Source organism: Mycolicibacterium litorale, assembly GCF_010731695.1.
Classification (GTDB): Bacteria; Actinomycetota; Actinomycetes; order Mycobacteriales; family Mycobacteriaceae; genus Mycobacterium; species Mycobacterium litorale.
In genome coordinates this window covers 548,344-565,341 of the sequence record NZ_AP022586.1, presented here as the reverse complement: position 1 = coordinate 565,341, position 16,998 = coordinate 548,344, and the positions used below count along the sequence as shown (strand labels likewise).

Annotated in this window: 17 protein-coding genes; 9 read left to right on the top strand and 8 right to left on the bottom strand. The window is 67.0% G+C overall.

The window, feature by feature from the left end:
• Nucleotides 1-45: 45 nt before the first annotated feature.
• Genes G6N30_RS02720 through G6N30_RS02705 form a run of 4 tightly spaced genes read right to left on the bottom strand, consistent with a single transcriptional unit; the run spans nucleotide 46 to nucleotide 3,457 of the window.
• Entirely contained in the window at nucleotides 46-498 is a 453-nt protein-coding gene (locus G6N30_RS02720) for a MarR family winged helix-turn-helix transcriptional regulator (RefSeq protein WP_134060326.1), read from the bottom strand.
• A gap of 33 nt (nucleotides 499-531) precedes the next feature.
• Nucleotides 532-1,815, bottom strand: coding sequence for a metal-dependent hydrolase family protein (locus G6N30_RS02715; protein WP_134059726.1), 1,284 nt, complete (start codon nucleotides 1,813-1,815; stop codon nucleotides 532-534).
• A complete protein-coding gene (locus G6N30_RS02710) occupies nucleotides 1,812-2,180 on the bottom strand; it encodes a hypothetical protein (protein WP_134059724.1) in 369 nt (122 codons plus the stop codon). The genes G6N30_RS02715 and G6N30_RS02710 overlap by 4 nt, the downstream gene beginning before the upstream one ends.
• 2 nt (nucleotides 2,181-2,182) lie before the next feature.
• Nucleotides 2,183-3,457 (bottom strand): aromatic ring-hydroxylating oxygenase subunit alpha, encoded by a 1,275-nt coding sequence (locus G6N30_RS02705; RefSeq protein ID WP_134059721.1) that lies wholly within the window; start codon nucleotides 3,455-3,457, stop codon nucleotides 2,183-2,185.
• A gap of 200 nt (nucleotides 3,458-3,657) precedes the next feature.
• On the opposite strand from G6N30_RS02705, the gene G6N30_RS02700 reads away from it, so the two are divergent.
• Nucleotides 3,658-5,139, top strand: coding sequence for an aldehyde dehydrogenase (locus G6N30_RS02700; RefSeq protein WP_134059718.1), 1,482 nt, complete (start codon nucleotides 3,658-3,660; stop codon nucleotides 5,137-5,139).
• Between the two features lie 4 nt (nucleotides 5,140-5,143).
• On the top strand, nucleotides 5,144-5,908 hold the full coding sequence (locus G6N30_RS02695; protein ID WP_134059715.1) for an emopamil-binding protein: 765 nt from the start codon (nucleotides 5,144-5,146) through the stop codon (nucleotides 5,906-5,908).
• Here the strand turns inward: G6N30_RS02695 and G6N30_RS02690 are convergent.
• A complete protein-coding gene (locus G6N30_RS02690) occupies nucleotides 5,905-7,107 on the bottom strand; it encodes a cytochrome P450 (protein WP_134059712.1) in 1,203 nt (400 codons plus the stop codon). The genes G6N30_RS02695 and G6N30_RS02690 overlap by 4 nt on opposite strands.
• 26 nt (nucleotides 7,108-7,133) lie before the next feature.
• A complete protein-coding gene (locus G6N30_RS02685) occupies nucleotides 7,134-7,742 on the bottom strand; it encodes a TetR/AcrR family transcriptional regulator (protein ID WP_134059709.1) in 609 nt (202 codons plus the stop codon).
• A gap of 103 nt (nucleotides 7,743-7,845) precedes the next feature.
• Between G6N30_RS02685 and G6N30_RS02680 the strand changes: the two genes are divergently transcribed.
• Entirely contained in the window at nucleotides 7,846-9,012 is a 1,167-nt protein-coding gene (locus tag G6N30_RS02680) for a spirocyclase AveC family protein (RefSeq protein WP_134059705.1), read from the top strand.
• 4 nt (nucleotides 9,013-9,016) lie between these two features.
• On the opposite strand, the gene G6N30_RS02675 is transcribed toward G6N30_RS02680, so the two are convergent.
• Nucleotides 9,017-9,619, bottom strand: coding sequence for a TetR/AcrR family transcriptional regulator (locus G6N30_RS02675; RefSeq protein WP_134059702.1), 603 nt, complete (start codon nucleotides 9,617-9,619; stop codon nucleotides 9,017-9,019).
• A gap of 132 nt (nucleotides 9,620-9,751) precedes the next feature.
• On the opposite strand from G6N30_RS02675, the gene G6N30_RS02670 reads away from it, so the two are divergent.
• From G6N30_RS02670 to G6N30_RS02660, 3 genes are read left to right on the top strand one after another with little or no spacing between them, the layout of a single operon-like run.
• Nucleotides 9,752-10,912 (top strand): spirocyclase AveC family protein, encoded by a 1,161-nt coding sequence (locus tag G6N30_RS02670; protein ID WP_134059699.1) that lies wholly within the window; start codon nucleotides 9,752-9,754, stop codon nucleotides 10,910-10,912.
• Complete coding sequence (locus G6N30_RS02665) at nucleotides 10,913-11,731, top strand: CbbQ/NirQ/NorQ/GpvN family protein (protein WP_134059696.1); 819 nt, start codon at nucleotides 10,913-10,915, stop codon at nucleotides 11,729-11,731.
• Complete coding sequence (locus G6N30_RS02660) at nucleotides 11,728-13,473, top strand: nitric oxide reductase activation protein NorD (RefSeq protein WP_134059693.1); 1,746 nt, start codon at nucleotides 11,728-11,730, stop codon at nucleotides 13,471-13,473. The genes G6N30_RS02665 and G6N30_RS02660 overlap by 4 nt, the downstream gene beginning before the upstream one ends.
• A gap of 15 nt (nucleotides 13,474-13,488) precedes the next feature.
• Here G6N30_RS02660 and G6N30_RS02655 read toward each other — a convergent pair whose 3' ends face one another.
• Nucleotides 13,489-14,238: an alpha/beta fold hydrolase gene (locus G6N30_RS02655; RefSeq protein WP_179965542.1), complete on the bottom strand. Its 750-nt coding sequence runs from the start codon at nucleotides 14,236-14,238 to the stop codon at nucleotides 13,489-13,491.
• 99 nt (nucleotides 14,239-14,337) lie between these two features.
• Here G6N30_RS02655 and G6N30_RS02650 point away from each other — a divergent pair, with 99 nt between their 5' ends.
• The 3 genes from G6N30_RS02650 to G6N30_RS02640 are packed head-to-tail and all read left to right on the top strand — an operon-like array spanning nucleotide 14,338 to nucleotide 16,986.
• Nucleotides 14,338-15,258, top strand: a complete 921-nt coding sequence (locus G6N30_RS02650) for an NAD-dependent epimerase/dehydratase family protein (RefSeq protein ID WP_134059691.1) — start codon at nucleotides 14,338-14,340, stop codon at nucleotides 15,256-15,258.
• Between the two features lie 11 nt (nucleotides 15,259-15,269).
• A complete protein-coding gene (locus G6N30_RS02645) occupies nucleotides 15,270-16,013 on the top strand; it encodes a hypothetical protein (protein ID WP_134059688.1) in 744 nt (247 codons plus the stop codon).
• A 13-nt stretch (nucleotides 16,014-16,026) separates the two neighbouring features.
• Nucleotides 16,027-16,986, top strand: coding sequence for a TIGR03564 family F420-dependent LLM class oxidoreductase (locus G6N30_RS02640; RefSeq protein WP_134059685.1), 960 nt, complete (start codon nucleotides 16,027-16,029; stop codon nucleotides 16,984-16,986).
• The last annotated feature ends 12 nt before the right edge of the window (nucleotides 16,987-16,998 follow it).

Genomic DNA, 16,998 nt, shown 5'->3' with positions numbered 1-16,998 from the left:
TTGTCATTCATATCAAGTACTTGTCACACCCTGGGCGGCGCCGCGTCAGCTCTCGACGTGGTCGTCGTGCAGTTTGTGGCCCGTGCCCTGTTCGACCACCCGCGCGAGCAGTTCACGCAACGTCTTCTGCTCCGCTTTGCTCAGCACGCCGAACACCCTCTCGTGCGCGGCGATCGCATCGTGGACCACCGTGCCGGCGACCTTACGGCCCTGCTCGGTCAGGAAGGCTTGCAGGATGCGCCCGTGCTGCGGATCCTGCTTGCGCTCAACGAGATTGCGCCGCTCCAGCGCGGTGAGCGCGAGCTGGACGCCCTGGGGGCTGATCAGCAACCGCCGGGCGAGCTCGGCGCCCGACAACCCCGGCTCATTGGACAGCTGACGCAGCACGCCGATCTGTGCGGTGCTCACGCCATGTTCGCTCACTGCCTCGTTCACGGTGGTCAACGAGAAGTAGAACGCCTGCTTGAGCAGCCACAGGATGTTGTCTGTGAGCTCTATACCAGCCACGTCACGCGCCTCCATGCCTAGACGTTAGCGCTCCTGACCGCCATCCTGAACGCCTGAGTGGACGACGCCGTCCTTCATCACGAAGCGCACATCGAGGGTGGTCTCGATATCCCGGGAGGGGTCGCCCGGCACGGCGATGATGTCGGCGAGGTACCCCGGCGCCAGCCGGCCCAGCTCGTCGTCGGCCTCGATCAGTTCGGCGCTGGTGATCGTCGCCGCGCGGATGGCCTGCATCGGGGTCATCCCGCGGGCCACGAGCGCACGCAGCTCCTTGGCGTTCTGCCCGTGCGGGATCGCGGGCGCATCGGTGCCGCAGGCGATGCGGACACCTGCGGCGATCGCCTTCGGCAACATGGCCTGCGCACGCGGGAACACCTCCTCGGCCTTCTTGCGCAGTTCGGGTGCGATGCGGTCGACCGCCATCGCCTCGGTGAGATACGTCGTCGACACCAGGAAGGTGCCGTGGTCGACCATCATCTGGATGGTGTCGTCGGTGGCGAGGAAGCCGTGCTCGATGCAGTCGATGCCCGCCCGGATGCAGGCTCGGATGGCGCTGTCGCCCACCGCGTGGGCGGCCACCCGAACCCCCGCCCGGTGTGCCTCGTCGGCGATGGCGGCGAATTCGTCGTCCGAATACTGTTGCGCGCCAGGGGCTGTACTGTGCGACATCACGCCGCCGGAGGCCGAGACCTTGATGAGCTTGGCGCCGTGCCGGATCTGGTAGCGCACGCACGCGCGGACGTCGTCCACGCCGTTGGCGATGCCTTCGGCGACACTCAACGGCATGATTCCCGGTGCGAGACGCTGGAAGACCGTCGGGTCGAGGTGCCCGCCGTACGGAGTCACGGCGTGACCGGCCGGATAGATGCGCGGCCCGGCGTGCCAGCCCTGATCGATCGCGCGCTGCAGCGCCACGTCGAGCAGGTAACCACCGGTCTTGACCATCAAGCCGAGATTCCGCACGGTGGTGAATCCGGCGTCCAGCGTCGATCGCGCGTTCACTGCCCCCCGCAGCGTGCGATAGGCCGGGTCGTCCTGCACTCCGTGCATGGGGCTGGGCAGTCCTTCCGGACCGCCCGGGCCGCCGATGAGCAGGTTGAGTTCCATGTCCATCAGCCCCGGCAGCAGCGTGACGTCGCCGAGATCGATGTCGCGGTCCGCCTCCGTCGGCAGCTCGGCCGGGTTGACGGACTCGATCCTGTTGCCCCGGACGACGATCACCGCCGGCGACCGCACCTGCTGCGCCTCGACGTCGGCCCAGCGGGTCGCGCGCAATACCGTGGTCGTACCGGTTTCCCGTTGTGTCACGGCCTGGGCTCGACGTCGCAGTCCAGGCTCGTCGCGCCGGTGTCGGGCACCTTCGGTTGTTTCCAGCACTCGACCGGGAACGACACCTGGATCATCGAGTACAGCAGATGCATCAGGTTCAGAACATCGTCGGGCAGGTCGTCGAGCGGGAACTTGTCACAGTAGGAGATCGCCTCCTCCGCTCGCGCCGTGACCGCGTCGTAGAAGGCTTGCATCTCCCGCATCGAGGAGGCGAGCCGCTTGGCGTAGCGCTCCGGTTCGGAGCCCAGGCACCAGTCGGAGAACTCCTCGAGGTCGGCGAATTCGGGCGGCAGTTTCGCCCCGGTCTCCGCGGTCACGGTCCCAGCGGTCGTGATGCCTGCCATGCTCACACCCCCGCCGTCTTGCGCTGGTATTCCTCGACCCAGGCGGCCGTCTCCTTGTGCAGGTGCCGGATGAGCACCTCCTGATCGCAGAGCACGAAGTTGTCGAGCACTCGCGACTCGACCATCGTCTGCGTCGCCTCCAGAGTGTTGGCGTCCTGCAGGCCGTACTCCTTGAACGACACGGCGGCCAGTTCCTGGGCGATGCGTTCACGCGGCGTACGCGGCTGCGGGAAATACACTGTGCCCTCGAAGATGTGGGTGTTGTGCGACGTCGGCCAGTAGTGGTAGGTCAGATACCAGCCCTGCCCCCAGAAGAGCATCACGAAGTTCGGGAAGAGCTGGAACGAGTCCAGGCCCCACGGGTCGCACTTGGCGGGGTTCAGCCCGACCGGCATCTCCCCCAGATCCGGTTTGTCCCATGGCCCGAAAAGCCCGCTCTGACAGATGTCCTCGATGGGCTTGCGCATCTCGTCGGCCATCTCCCAGGCCCGAATGCCCGAGGTGCTCACCAGCCGGTGCGGCCCCTCGATCCGATAGTGCGGCGCTTCGAAACCGGCCTCCGCGGCCGCCTTCGAGTACGCCGTCGGCGACTGGTTCGCGTGCAGTACCGGCGCGTGGTAGAACTCCTGGAAGGCGTCCATGTACAGCTTCCAGTTCGCCTTCACCTCCGACCTGTAGTGGAACCGCGAGGTCATCCGGTCGAACGGATAGCCCTCCAGGTCGGTGATCATCGGGCCGAGGAAGTCGCGCAGGGACTGTTCGGGCGCTTCAGTGTTGCTGGCGAAGTTGACGAAGATGAACCCTTCCCAGACGTCGCAGTGGACCGGCACCAGGCCGTAGCGGCTCTTGTCCAGATCGAAGAACTCGCCTTCCTGCTGCACGAACGTCAGGTTGCCGTCGAGGTCGTAGCGCCACGCGTGGTACTTGCAGGTGAACTGCCTGCACACGCCACTGGTCTCCTCGAGCGGCATGTCGTTCCAGACCAGCTTGTTGCCCCGGTGCCGGCAGATGTTGTGGTAGGCCTTCACCTCGCCGGAGGTCGTGCGCACCACGATGATCGACGTGTTGACGACCTTCAGCTCCTTGGTGAAGTAGCTGCCCTTGCGGGGGATCTGCTCGACCCGACCGACGTTGAGCCAGGCCCGCTTGAACACCGCCTTGCGCTCGACTTCGTAGAACTGTGGGTCGATGGAGTCCTCGTAGGACACCGGTCCCGTGCCCAGATGCGGGTAGTGCTCGGTCCAGCTGCCCTCGGGTGGCTTGGGGAATCGGGCCATTGTCGTCTCCTGTTGACCGGTGTTCGTGACGCGCTACCCGCCTCGGCGCTGCGCCGATCTGAGTGTCTCAGGCAAACAATCAGGCGCAGCTGCCTTTTCGTCGTTTCGCGAGAGTCGGCATGGCCGACGGTATATGCTCATCCGGTCAATCGCAAGTAGTTGATATTCCCGGGTCGTCTCGGTGGAAGGAAGTCGAACAGGTGCGTCCTGACGAACTGTTCATCGGCGGCGTGTGGTGCGAGCCGACCACCGCGCCACGCATCGACGTGATCGCCCCGCATACCGAGGAGCCGATCGCCCAGGTCGCCGCCGCAGGCCCCGGGGACGTCGATGCGGCGGTCGCTGCCGCACGGACGGCGTTCGACGGCGGTCCGTGGCCGCGGCTCGACCCCGCCGAGCGCATCGGCGCGGTGCGGCGCCTGGCCGCCGCATACGGCGAACGACGCTCTCAGATGGCCGAGATCATCACCTCCGAGATCGGGGCACCCATCAGCTTCGCGCAGCGCGCCCAGGTCGCGTTGCCGTGGACGATGATGACCGCCTTCTGCGATCTGGCCGAGGCGTATCCGTTCCACGAGGAGCGGCCGGGGAGGTACGGCGCCGCCGTCCACATCCGCCGGGAGCCCGTCGGTGTCGTCGCCGCGATCGTGCCGTGGAACATGCCGCAGTTCCTCATCGTCACCAAGCTGGTGCCCGCACTGCTCGCCGGATGCGTCGTGATCCTCAAGCCGGCGCCGGAGTCACCGCTCAACGCGTTGCTGCTTGCCGAGATGATCGCGGAGTCGGATCTGCCGCCCGGCGTGGTGAGCGTCCTGCCGGGCGACGGCTCGGCCGGCGAGTATCTGGTGAAGCATGCGGGCGTGGACAAGGTTTCGTTCACCGGCTCGACGACGGCGGGCAAGGCCGTCGCCGCGGCGTGCGCCCCCGATCTGAAACGGGTCAGCCTGGAACTCGGCGGGAAGTCCGCCGCCATCGTGCTCGACGACGCCGATCCGGCGACCGTGGCGAGCGGCGTGCGGTCGGCCAGCCTGTCCAACAGCGGACAGATCTGCAATGCCCTCACCCGCATCCTGGTGCCCGCGGCCCGGGCCGACGAGTTCACCGATGCGCTGGCCGCCGAGATGGCCGCCCTGGTGGTCGGCGACCCGACCGACAGCGCTACTCAGGTCGGCCCGCTGGTCGCCCAGCGCCAGCAGCAGCGGGTGCGCGGCTACATCGCCACCGGCTGTGCCGAAGGCGCCCGTCTGGTCACCGGCGGAGCCCAGATGCCCGACGGAGTCGAGAAGGGGTGGTACGTGCGTCCGACCCTGTTCGCCGACGCGAAAAACGACATGCGCATCGCCCGCGAGGAGATCTTCGGTCCGGTGCTCACCGTCATCCCCTTCGCCGACGAGCAGGAGGCGGTGGCGATCGCCAACGACTCCGACTACGGCCTTGCGGGGTCGGTGTTCACCGAGGACCTCGAGCGCGGACTCGGCGTCGCCGCCCGCATCCGGACCGGGACCTTCGGCGTCAACCAGGGCTACACCATGGACCCGTTCGCGCCCTTCGGCGGCGTGAAGGGCAGCGGCTACGGCCGTGAGCTCGGCCGGGAGGGTATCGACGGCTACACCGACACGAAATCGATCTCCGTCGCCGCGAAGCAGGACCCGGCGACCGCCGCGCAGGGCAAGGGGGCGTGAGGACATGACGACGGTGCAGACCCGCGAACCGAACTTCGCCCGGCCGGTCGCACCCCACCGGGGCCGGATCTACCTCGGTGTCGGGCTGCTGACCGGCGCGGTCTTCCTCGGAATGACGATCGGCGTCCAATTCGGCTGGATCGCACCGACCTTCACTGCCGACGTCATCGCCAACCTGCTCTTCGGGATCCCGGTGCTGTTGGTACCGCTCATCCTCCTGTGGGATGCGCCCGGCGAGAACCGCACCACGCTCGACAAGGCGGCTGAGCTGACGCTGTTCTACCTGCCTTACACGGCGTGCAGCCAGATCGGCTACGAGCTGATGTTCCTCGTCGGGCACCCGCTGGGATGGTGGACGCCGACGACGGACCCCGGCTGGAAGTGGCTGTGGTGGCAGTACGCGCTGGCCGACACCCGCTACGTCAGCGGGAACCCGTGGATCTTCGCGCTCGAGGTGGTCGGCGTCGTCACCGGCGTCATCGTGTTCACCATGTGGCTGCGGTTGATCAAGGTCGACCTGCCGACGGAGTCGCGGATCCGCTGCCTGTGGGTGGCATTCGCCGGATGCGCGGTGCTGATGAGCAGCACCGCGGTGTACTTCCTGGCGGAGGTGGGCGCCGGTTTCGAGAACATCGGGCAGGGCGCGTTCGGGCTGGGATTCAAGTTCATCGCCGAGAACGTCCCGTTCGTCGTGCTGCCCCCGGTGGTCCTCTACGCGATCCACCTGCAAATCGACTACCTGACGCGGCGGGCGGGCGCAGCCGCCTAGAGACGCGCCGGCATGCTGTCCCAGCCCCGCACCGCCGATGCCGGCGACATCACGGCGTTGTCGATGTCGACTTCCCAGTCATGGAACCGGATGAGAATCTCGTCCAACGCGATTCGGCCTTCGAGTCGTGCCAGCGCGTTTCCCAGGCAGTAGTGCGCGCCGACCCCGAAGGTCAGATGCTGGCGGACCGGACGGGTGATGTCGAAGCGCTCGGCATCCTCCCCGAAGCGCCGTGGGTCGCGGTTGGCGGCTCCGATGAGCATCAGCATCGCCGATCCCGCGGGCACCGTACGCCCGTGGTAGTCGACGTCGCGAGTGACATAGCGCGCCGCCTGCAGCGCCGGCGGTTCGTAGCGCAGGATCTCCTCGATCGCACCGGGAAGTAGCGCCCTGTCGGCTATCAGCCGCCTGCGCTGCTCGGGATGGTCGGACAACAGCTTGCCGGACCAGCCGATCAGGCGTGTCGTCGTCTCGGCGCCGGCGACCGCGACGACGTTCATGAACATCAGCAACTCGTCGCGGTGCAGCGTGCGGACGGTGCCGGTCTCGTCCTCGAACTCCGCGTTCAGCAGTTCGGTGGTCAAATCGTCGGCCGGGTGCTTACGCCGCCAGTCGATGAACTCGGCGAACACCTCTCCGTCGGTGATGGCACCCTCCGGATTGTCCGTCATCGACCGACCGTGCTCGACCCGGACGTGCTTGTCGCCGTCCTCGGCGACGAGTTTCTGGTAGTCCTCAGGTATTCCGAACAACATCCCGACCACACGCATCGGCATGACCGAGCCGAGGTGCGTGACGAAGTCGAAGTGGTCCCCGCCGATGAACGGGTCGAGACAGCGCGCGGTGAGCTCCCGGATCTTCGGCTCGAGCGAATTGATCTTGCGCGGTGTGAACGCCCGGGACAACAGGTTGCGGTGGATGTCGTGCAGGGGCGGGTCCTCGAAAACCAGAGTGCCGGGCGGAATCTCCATGCCGGACTGGATGATCTCGAGCACCGCACCGCGTGCGGAGCTGAACGTCTGATGGTCGACGAGCGCACGGTTCACGTCGTCGAAGCGGCTCAGCGCGTAGAAGTCGTGGTCGGCGTTGTAGTAGAGCGGCGCCTGTTCGCGGATCCGCCCGAGCATCGGATACGGGTCGGCGTTGAGGGCGACATTCCACGGGTCGTAATAGAGTCCCTCCGCTGCGGTGGTGGTCACCGGAGCTCCCTTCGCCGATATTCGCTTCAGTTGTCGGGCAGTTTGATCGCGGACATGTACATCTCGATGACCGGCCGGTACAGGTCGACATCGTCGAGCTCGCTGCCCAGAACGACGGAATCACTGGTCGCGACCAGCACCTGAGCCAACGTCATCGCCGGGATCAGCAAGGCGCCACCGAGCCTGTCGATGCCCTCGACGATGAACGCCGCGAGCGCCTCGACGACCTCTGACCTCTTCTCGGCCACGCGCTCGCGAGCCTCGGGATTGCGCAGTAGGTACAGCGCGAACTCGTGGCCGAGCGCGGCGTGCTCGGCGCCCCGGTCCCGGCTCAGTTGTCGCCACCGCGCTGCGATCTCGTCGATTTCGCGCGACCCGACCTGCTCGGCCGACGACATGACTTCGGCGAAGTTGTCGAAGTAGCGGCGCCAGTACCGGTCGCTCACGGCGAGGAAGAGGTCCTCCTTGGTCGCGAAGTGCTTGTAGATGGCGCCCTTCGTGTAGCCCGCCGCGTGCGCGATGTCGTCGAGAGTCGCTGGCGCGAAACCCTTTTCGGCGAACACGTCCTCCGCCGCGTCGAGCAGCAGCGAGCGCGTGTGCTCGAGACGCCGCTCCCGTGTCCACCGCTCGACCATGCGAAAAGTGTGCCACAGAATCTCAGAAACCATCTGGACATTCGGATACTCGCTGGTATCTTTCGCTTGGTGCCGCGGCGGACGCGGCGTTCCAGGAGGCGTCGTGAGCGATCTGTCGAACAAGAATCCCGCTGTGACCGAGCCTTTGGGCGCAACGGCCGAACTCGGCGCCCAGGTTCAGCCCAAGGCGAAGGCCGTCAAGATCTGGGCCACTGTCGGCGCCGTGTTCCTGGCGTTCACGGTCTATGTCGCTGTTCGGTGGGTCACCGGCCCCTACTTCGAGCCGGTGGCGGGAGGCCCGAGCGAGCCACCGCTGTACATGAAGATCCCGTTGATCGCCAACTCGGTGGTGCTGTGGATCGGTCTGCCCGTCGCCCTCTGGTTCTTCATCATCCGGCCCTGGGTACGGGAGAAGCGCATAACCCTCGACGGCATGCTGCTGGTGTCGATGGGCCTGATGATGTTCCAGGATCCGATGCTCAACTACTACAGCACCTGGTGTACGTACAACGCCTGGCTGTGGAACCAGGGCTCCTGGGCACCGCACATCCCGGGGTGGGTGGCACACGAGGAACCGGGCCATACCGTGCCCGAACCGCTGCTGACCAACATCCCCGGCTACATGTACGGCGTACTGCTGCTCACCATCGTCGGGTGCGCGATCATGCGCAAGATCAAGAACCGCTGGCCGAACATCAGCAATCTGCGGCTGATCCTGGCCACCTATGCGATCGCGTTCGTCTTCGACTTCATCATGGAGGCACTCGTCCTTCTGCCGATCGGCTTCTATTCCTACCCGGGCGCCATCCAGTCGTTGTCGTTCAACGCCGGCACGTATTACCAATGGCCGATCTACGAGGGCTTGATGTGGGGCGGTGTCCAGGCAGCGCTGTGTTGCCTGCGCTTCTTCACCGATGACCGGGGACGCACCGTCGTCGAACGCGGCCTCGACAGCATCCGAGGCGGAGTCGTCAAGCAACAGTTCATACGCTTCCTGGCGATCTTCGGCGGTGTCAGCGCATGCTTCTTCCTCTTCTACAACGTTCCCGCGACCTGGCTCGGCATGCACGGCGACCCGTGGCCGGAGGACGTGCAGAAGCGCTCGTACTTCAACCCAGGCATCTGCGGCGAGGGGACCGACCGACCGTGCCCGAATCCTGAACTGCCGCTGCCGACCAAGCACTCCGGCTACATCAACCATGACGGCGAACTGGTACTCCCCGAGGGTGCGGAGGTGCCACCGATCGTTCCCATCCAACAGGGCGAGTGAGGCGTCAGGGCATCTTCACGGCCGAGACGTACATCTCCACGATCGGCTGGTAGAGGTCGATCTCGTCGAGGTGGCTGCTGAGCTCGACGGCGTCGGTCGTGGCGATGATGATGTGGGCGAACGTCGTCGCGGGGATCAGCAGGGTCGCGCCGAGGCTTTCGATCCCCTGCACGATGTATTGGGCGAGCTGGTCGACGACCTCGGATCGCTTGGCGGCCACCCGTTCCCGCGCGTCGGGGTTGCGCAGTAGGTAGAGGTTGAACTCGAGACCCAGTGCCGAGTGCTCGGCTCCGCGGTCACGGCTCAGCTGGCGCCACCGCTCACCGATGTCTTCGAGTTCGCGTGCTCCGATGTGGTCCGACGACGACATCACCTCGGCGAACTTGTCGAAGTACCGTCGCCAGTAGCGGTCGCTTGCCGCCAGGAACAGCTCCTCCTTGGTGGCGAAGTACTTGTAGATCGCACCCTTCGAGTAACCGGCGGCCCTGGCGATGTCGTCGAGAGTCGCTGCGATGAAACCCTTTTCGGCGAACACCTGCTCGGCGGCGTCCAGCAGCAGCGAGCGCGTGCGCTCGAGGCGTCGCTCGCGCGTCCAAGGCTCGACCATGCGGCAATCTTGCCACAGATTTTTTTCGGACTATTGGTCATCCAGATACTCGCTGGTATATTTTCGACGCATCGGCCACTTCGGACAAATACCGAGGTCCATGCGATCGACAAATGCAGAGGAGACAGTGTCGTGAGCGATCTGTCGAGCAAGAAGCCCGTTCTCACCGAATCGTTGAGCAGCGCGTCGATCGGCACGCAGCCCCAGAAGAAGATCACCCCGGTGCGGGTCTGGGCCACGGTCGGCGGACTCATCCTCGCTTTCCAGCTGTACGTGTGGATCCGCTGGGTCACCGGCCCCTACTTCGAGCGGGTTCCGCCGGGCCCGACCGACCCACCGACGTTCATGAAGGCGATCCTGTTCACCTGGACCGCCGTGATCGTCGTCGGAATGCCCGTCGCCATCTGGTGGTTCCTGATCCGGCCGTGGCGTCGGGAGCGGCGAATCACCCTCGACGGCATGCTCTTCGTGTCCTGCGGCCTGCTGTGGTTTCAGGACCCGCTGCTGAACTACTTCAACACGTGGAGTACGTACAACACCTGGATGTGGAACATGGGCTCGTGGGTCCAGGACATTCCGGGTTGGGTGTCGTACGGGGAACCGGGCGCCATGATGGCCGAACCGGTCCTGATGAACGCCCCCGGCTACTTCTTCGTCCTGCTGTGCACGATGCTCGGCTGCGCGGTCATGCGCCTGGCCAAGAAGCGGTTCCCCAACATCAACACCTTCGGGCTGATCGCCGTGGTCATCGCCTGGACCTTCTTCTTCGATTTCGTCATCGAGGGCCTGTTCCTCATGCCGATGGGGCTGTTCACCTATCCGGGCGCCATCCAGGCGCTGTCGGTCAATGCCGGCACCTACTACCAGTGGCCGCTCTATGAAGGGCTCATGTGGGGCGGTGTCCAGGCCGGCCTGTGCTGTCTGCGCTACTTCACCGACGACCGTGGCCGCACCTTCGTCGAGCGCGGCCTCGACCAGGTCCGAGGCGGGATGGTCAAACAGCAGCTCACCCGGTTTCTGGCGATCTTCGCGGCGTGCAGCGCATTCTTCTTCGTGTTCTACAACATCCCGGCACAGTTCTTCGCCATGCACCAGGATCCCTGGCCCGAAGACATCCTGAAGCGTTCCTACTTCCTGATGGGCATCTGCGGCGAAGACACCGATCGGCCGTGCCCCGATCCGTCGTTGCCGATGCCGCTGACGAACTCCGGCTACATCAACCATGACGGTGAGCTTGTCCTCCCCGAGGGCGTGCAACTTCCCAGGAACGTTCCGCTCGAGCGAGGAGAATAGATGTCGATCAGTACTTCTGCGGTGGTCGCCCCCGTTGCCAACGCGCCGTACTACCGCGCGGTGGGCGACGAGGTGGAGGTCTTCCGCGCGGCGGCCCGCCGAGGCCTGCCGGTGCTTCTGAAAGGCCCGACGGGATGCGGGAAGACGCGATTCGTCGAGGCGATGGCCCACCAGCTGGGCCGGGATCTGATCACCGTCGCGGGCCACGAGGACATGACGTCGGCGGATCTGGTCGGCCGGTTCCTGTTGAAGGGCGGTGAGACGGTCTGGGTGGACGGGCCGTTGACCCGCGCCGTGCGCGAGGGCGCCATCTTCTATCTGGACGAGGTGGTGGAGGCGCGTCAGGACACCACCGTGGTCATCCACCCGCTCGCCGATCACCGCCGGGAACTGCCCGTCGACAGGCTCGGCACGACACTGCAGGCGGCACCCGGATTCCAACTGGTGATCTCCTACAACCCCGGCTACCAGAGCGTGCTGAAGAACCTCAAGGAGTCGACCCGTCAGCGGTTCATCGCCATCGAACTCGGCTACCCCTCCCCCGAGGTCGAGACCGAGGTCGTCGCGTACGAAGCCGGAATCGACAGCCAGACCGCCCATGCGTTGGTCAGACTCGCCTACGCCATCAGGAATCTCGACGGCTCACCCCTGCGGGAGGTGTCCTCCACCCGCATGTTGATCCTCGCGGGTGGCCTTGCGGCCGAAGGCCTGAACCTGCGCAGTGCCGTCCATGCGGCCGTCGTCCAGGTGCTCTCCGACGACGACGACGTCATCCGGGCCCTCGATGAACTCGTCGACACCGTCCTGCCTCAGACGTGACCGACGCGTCCGATCCCGGCCATTCATTCCCCGCCGCTCCGCTCGCCCCGGGACACCCTGACCGGTTCCGGTTCCTGGCCACCCACATCGCCGGCAGGTCGGTCGATGTCACGGAGGCGCCGGAGGGTCAGCCCGCGCACACCAACGGCCAGTTCATCTTCGTCTCGGGCGGTCGATCGGTGCCCGAGCAACGGCGCGAGATGATCGTGCAGGCCGCCCTTCTCGGCGCGGGCAGCCTGAAACCGCACCTGGTCAAGGGTTTACGCGCCCGTTCCACGCTGGCGCGCCGTTACCTGGCGCTCGAAGGGCGGCGGGTGCTGGCCGACCTGGCCCGCCAGATTCCGCTGGATGCCGCGCTGCTGGGCGACGGACCACCCGGCACGGCGTCCGCCGACGAGTCACTCGAGGTGGCCAAGAGCCGTGCCCATGTCCCCGAACCGCCGGAGTGGTTCGGTGTCATCAAACCCTCCCGGCTGCTGGCGGCACCCGCCGGACCGGGCGGGCAGGCCACCAACAAAGACCTTCAACTGACATTCGATCCGATCGACATGCCCGAGTCGGAGGACGACGACGAAGATGAGGACGACGACGGCGGAAAGTCCGGGGAGAGCAAGATCCTCAAGCTGTTCGAGAGCCCGATCTTCAACAACCAGTCCATGTCGGACTACATGCGCAAGATGTTCGGAGGTTCGCGTTCTCCCGGGGAGGGCGCCGCGGGCGCCGAGATGACAGTCCGTTCCACCCGGCGGGTGCAGGAGATCGGGCCCGATGCCCGCCCGCTGCCCACCCGGATCCATTTCACCGACGACGGCAAACCCGGCGCGGCGGTCGGCGTCGGTGGCGCACTGTATCCGGAGTGGGACGTCTTCAACGACCGGTACAAGCCGGACTGGTGCCGGGTCATCGACTTTCCCCTGACCGTCGCCGCCGATGTCGCCGACGCCGGTGTCAGTCGCGACGACGTGCTGCGGCGCCGCCTGGCGCGCGTCGGGCTCGGCCCGAAAGTCCTGCGCGGCCGCGCCGACGGGGACGACCTCGACATCGAGGCGCTCATCGACCTGTTCGTCGATCTGCAATCCGGCTTCTCCGGAGCCGAACACGTCTATCTGGAGCGTCGCAAACTCGCGCGCAATCTCGGCGTGCTGATCTTGATTGACGCCTCCGGGTCCGCCGTCGACGCCGATTCCGACGGCCTCGCGGTGCACGACCACCAGCGACGGGCCGCCGCCACTCTGGCCGTCACACTCGAAGAGCTCGGTGACCGCGTCGCCGTCTACGCATTTCGATCGCAGGGCCGCCACGCGGTACATCTGCCGGCCATCAAGACGTTCGACCAGAGTTTCAGCGCCGTCGGCCGAGCCCGGCTAAACCAGCTCGAGCCGGCGAGCTACACCCGACTCGGTGCCGGAATCCGCGGTGCGGGCGAGGTTCTCAAGAACGAGGCCGGTACGCCGAATCGGCTGCTGCTCGTGCTGTCGGACGGCTTTCCCTACGACGACGGCTACGAAGGTCGTTACGCGGAGGCCGACGCCAGCAAGGCACTCGAAGAGCTCCGCATGGAAGGCGTTGCGTGCCTGTGCCTTTCCATCGGCGCCGCCACGGAGACCGACGTGCTCGAACGCGTCTTCGGCTCTGCCAGCTACGCGAGCGCCCCGGCCCTCTCCGATCTCAGCCCGCAGATGGACGAGTTGTTCATGTCCGCACTGGCAGAACTCGCCGCACCGAAACCGGCGCGGGTCTGACCGGCGGGCGAGCCGTCATCCGTCGAGTGACGCCCAGAACCGGTTGAGGGCCGCCGCACCGACGGTCGGGTCCTCCACCATCCACCAGTGCCCCAGCCCGTGGAGCACCTCGGTGCGGGCGCCGGCCCGGCCGGCCGCCCGGCGCCGCATCTCGTCGGTGCCGACGAAAGGGTCCTCGGTGGCCACGAGCGACAGCCCCGGCCGTGCCGCGGCGTTCTCCAGTGCCCTCCCGGCGTCGGCCAGCGCCGGTTGGCTCGCCGAGCGGTAGAGCGCGAGGATCGCCCGACCCATCTCCGGACCCTGCGCCGCGGCGAACGACGCCGCCACATCCTGGGGGATCCCGAAATCGGCCAGCTGACGCGCCCGGTCCTGCACCGCGCCCTGTTGCATCAGCTCGACCAGTTGCTCGCCGGTCTCCGGCGTCTGGAAGCCCTGCGCCATGTCGTGCCACACGTAGTCGCGGTCGAACAAGCCGAGGACGTCACTGGCCCAACTGCGCACGAGTTCGGGCCGGTGCATCACCGCGTTCACCACGTGACCTCCGCCCCAGTCGTGTCCGACGAGGTCGACGGGGCCGTCGATGCCCTCGAGCTCGTCGACGAGCCAGTCACGGTAGGCGAGGAACGTGGCCGAGAAGCCGCTGGGCAACGGCGCACCGAATCCCGGCGGCGACAACCGGACCACATCGGTGCGCCCGAGTGCCTCGACGAGCGGGTCCCAGACCGCGTCGGTCTCCGGGTTGCCGTGTACCAGAACCACAGTCACGGTCGTCATCCTCGCACGGCGAAGCGGCGGTGGCCGGACCTTTCCTCCGAACATCTCAAGTACCTGACATTTCTCTCCACGTGCGATACAACTGAGGAGATGTTGACTGGCGAGAAGGTCCTGATCACCGGAGCGACCGGCAAGATCGCCTTCCCGATCGCGCGGGCGCTGGCCGGACGCAACGAGGTGTGGGGCGCTGCCCGCCTGCGAGACCCGGTCGACCGGGGCCGGCTCGACGCCGTGGGCGTCACCCCGCTGGCACTCGACATGAGCAGCGGCGACTTCACCGGCGTCCCCGACGATTTCACCTACGTCTTCCACGCGGCGGTGGACCCCGGCGCCGGTGACTGGACGCACTGCGTGCAGACCAACGCGCACCACTCCGGTGACCTGCTCTGGCACTGCCGCGCGGCCAAGGGCTTCGTGCTCTGTTCGACCGGATCGATCTACGGTTACCAGGGACAGCGGCCCCTGAGGGAAACCGATCCGCCCGGGGTGCCGCTGCGGGCGAACTACAGCTTCTCGAAGGTGGCCGCGGAGGCGGTGTGCACGTGGATATCCCGGCACCACCGGGTCCCGCTCACGATCATCAGGATCTGCTCGACCTACGGTCCTGAGGGTGGTGCACCCGCCGACCGCCTCGACGCGATCCTCGCCGGAGAGCCGATCCGGCTCCATCCCGACCGGCCGAACAACTACAACCCGATCTACGAGGACGACTACGTCGCATTGGGCATCCGCGCGATGGAGGTGGCCGATGTCCCGCCCGTGGTGGTGAACTGGGCCGGCAGCGAGACCGTCAGCGCCGAGGACTACTGCACCTATCTCGGTGCGCTGGTCGGCAGCACGCCCGCCTTCGACTACACCCCCGACGCTCACACACCGCTGTGGCCCGACGTCACCCGCATGCACGAGATCCTGGGCCGCACCAGGGTTTCGTGGCGCGACGGTATGCGGCGGATGACCGCGGCGCGGCACCCGGAGATCACGCTGGCCCCGGTCGGGCCGGCGCAGGGCTGAGGAGGCACACGATGCAGCTACCCGGCGCCCCGTCCGACGAGGTCGGCGACGTCCTCGCCGAGGGCCGCGGAGACATCGGCACGCTGTTCGTGTCGATGGCGACACGGCATCCCGACGGCACAGACGCCGAATACCTGCGCTGGCACACCCTCGACCACCGACCCGAACAACACCGGTTGTCCGCGGTGCGCGCATCCCTGCGCCTGGTGTCCACACCCGAATGCCGCTCTGCGCGCGCGGTCAGCGAAAGCCCCTACGACGCCGTCGATCATGTGATGACGTACTTCTTCACCGACCCGGGTGGGATGGGCGCGTTCCTGGCGCTGTCCAAGGCGCTGGGCGACGCGGGCCGGAAACTGCCGCTGCTGCCGCCGGTCGAACGCGGTGTCTACGGCGTCACCGGGAAGGCGGCCGCGACGCGCGTCAAGGTCGGCGCCGACGTCCTGCCGTGGTGGCCGCTGCGCGGGGCGTACCTGCTGCTGGAGCGGGGCGGCTGCGCGCCGACGGACCTGCTCGACGTGGACGGCGTGGGCGGCGTGTGGACGGCCACATCGCTACCGGTCGACGCGCGGCTCGCCAGTGCACCTGCCGGACAGACCCTTTCGTTCTGCTTCCTCGACGACGACCCCGTGGACGTCGCCGACCGGCTGCGGCCGGCGCTCGAGAAGCGCTGGAGCGACGGGGGTGTCACCCCGCTGTTCGCCGCGCCGTTCCATCCCGTCGTGCCCCACGAGTGGGACCGACATGTGCCGTGAGCGGAGGGGATAGGTGCGCATCGGGTTGATGGTCGGCTCCGACCGGGAACGCTCCCGGTCCGAGCGCCTGAGCGGGCTCCTCGACGACGGGCGGACCGCCGACGAGCAGGGTTTCGCCTCGTTCTGGTTCCCTCAGGTGCCCGGGTACCTCGACGCCATGACCGCCGTCGCGCTGCTGGGCCGAGTCACCGAGCGCATCGAGGTCGGCACGGCGGTCGTCCCGATCCAGACTCGGCATCCGCTCATCATGGCGCAGCAGGCGGCGACGACACAGGTGTCGTGCGGTGGGCGATTCACGTTGGGAGTCGGCCCCTCTCACGACTGGATCATCTCCGGGCAACTCGGCCTGGCCTACGACAAACCCGCGCGGCTGGTACGCGACTACCTCGACGTCCTGAGCGCGTCGCTGTCCGGACCGGCCGCGGTCGACGTGGACAACGACACCTACCACGTGCACGGGTCGATCGACGTCACCGACTCCTACGAGGTGCCCGTCCTGCTGGCCGCGCTGGGCCCGGTGATGCTCAAGCTGGCCGGGGAGCGGGCGGGCGGCACGATCCTCTGGATGGCCGACGAGCGGGCGATCGAAAGCCACATCGCGCCCCGCCTCACGGCCGCCGCGGCCGCCGCAGGACGCCGGACGCCGCGCATCGTCGCCGGTGTACCGGTCGCGCTGTGCTCACCGGGTGAGGTCGACGACGCCCGTGCCTACGCCAGTGAGGTGCTCGGCCACGCGGAACTCTCACCCAACTACCTTCGGCTGCTCGAGCACGGCGACGCCGACGACGTCGGCGACACCATGGCCGCCGGAGACGAGGCCGCCGTGGCGAACCGGCTGCGGCGCTATCGCGATGCCGGTGTCACCGACCTGGCCGTACGCGTGATCCCCCTCGGCGACGACGCCGCGACCCGGCGGAAGTCCCGGCAGCGCACCCAGGAGTTCGTGGCGTCGCTGTGCGCGGACTTCACCTGACGCCTCGCGAGC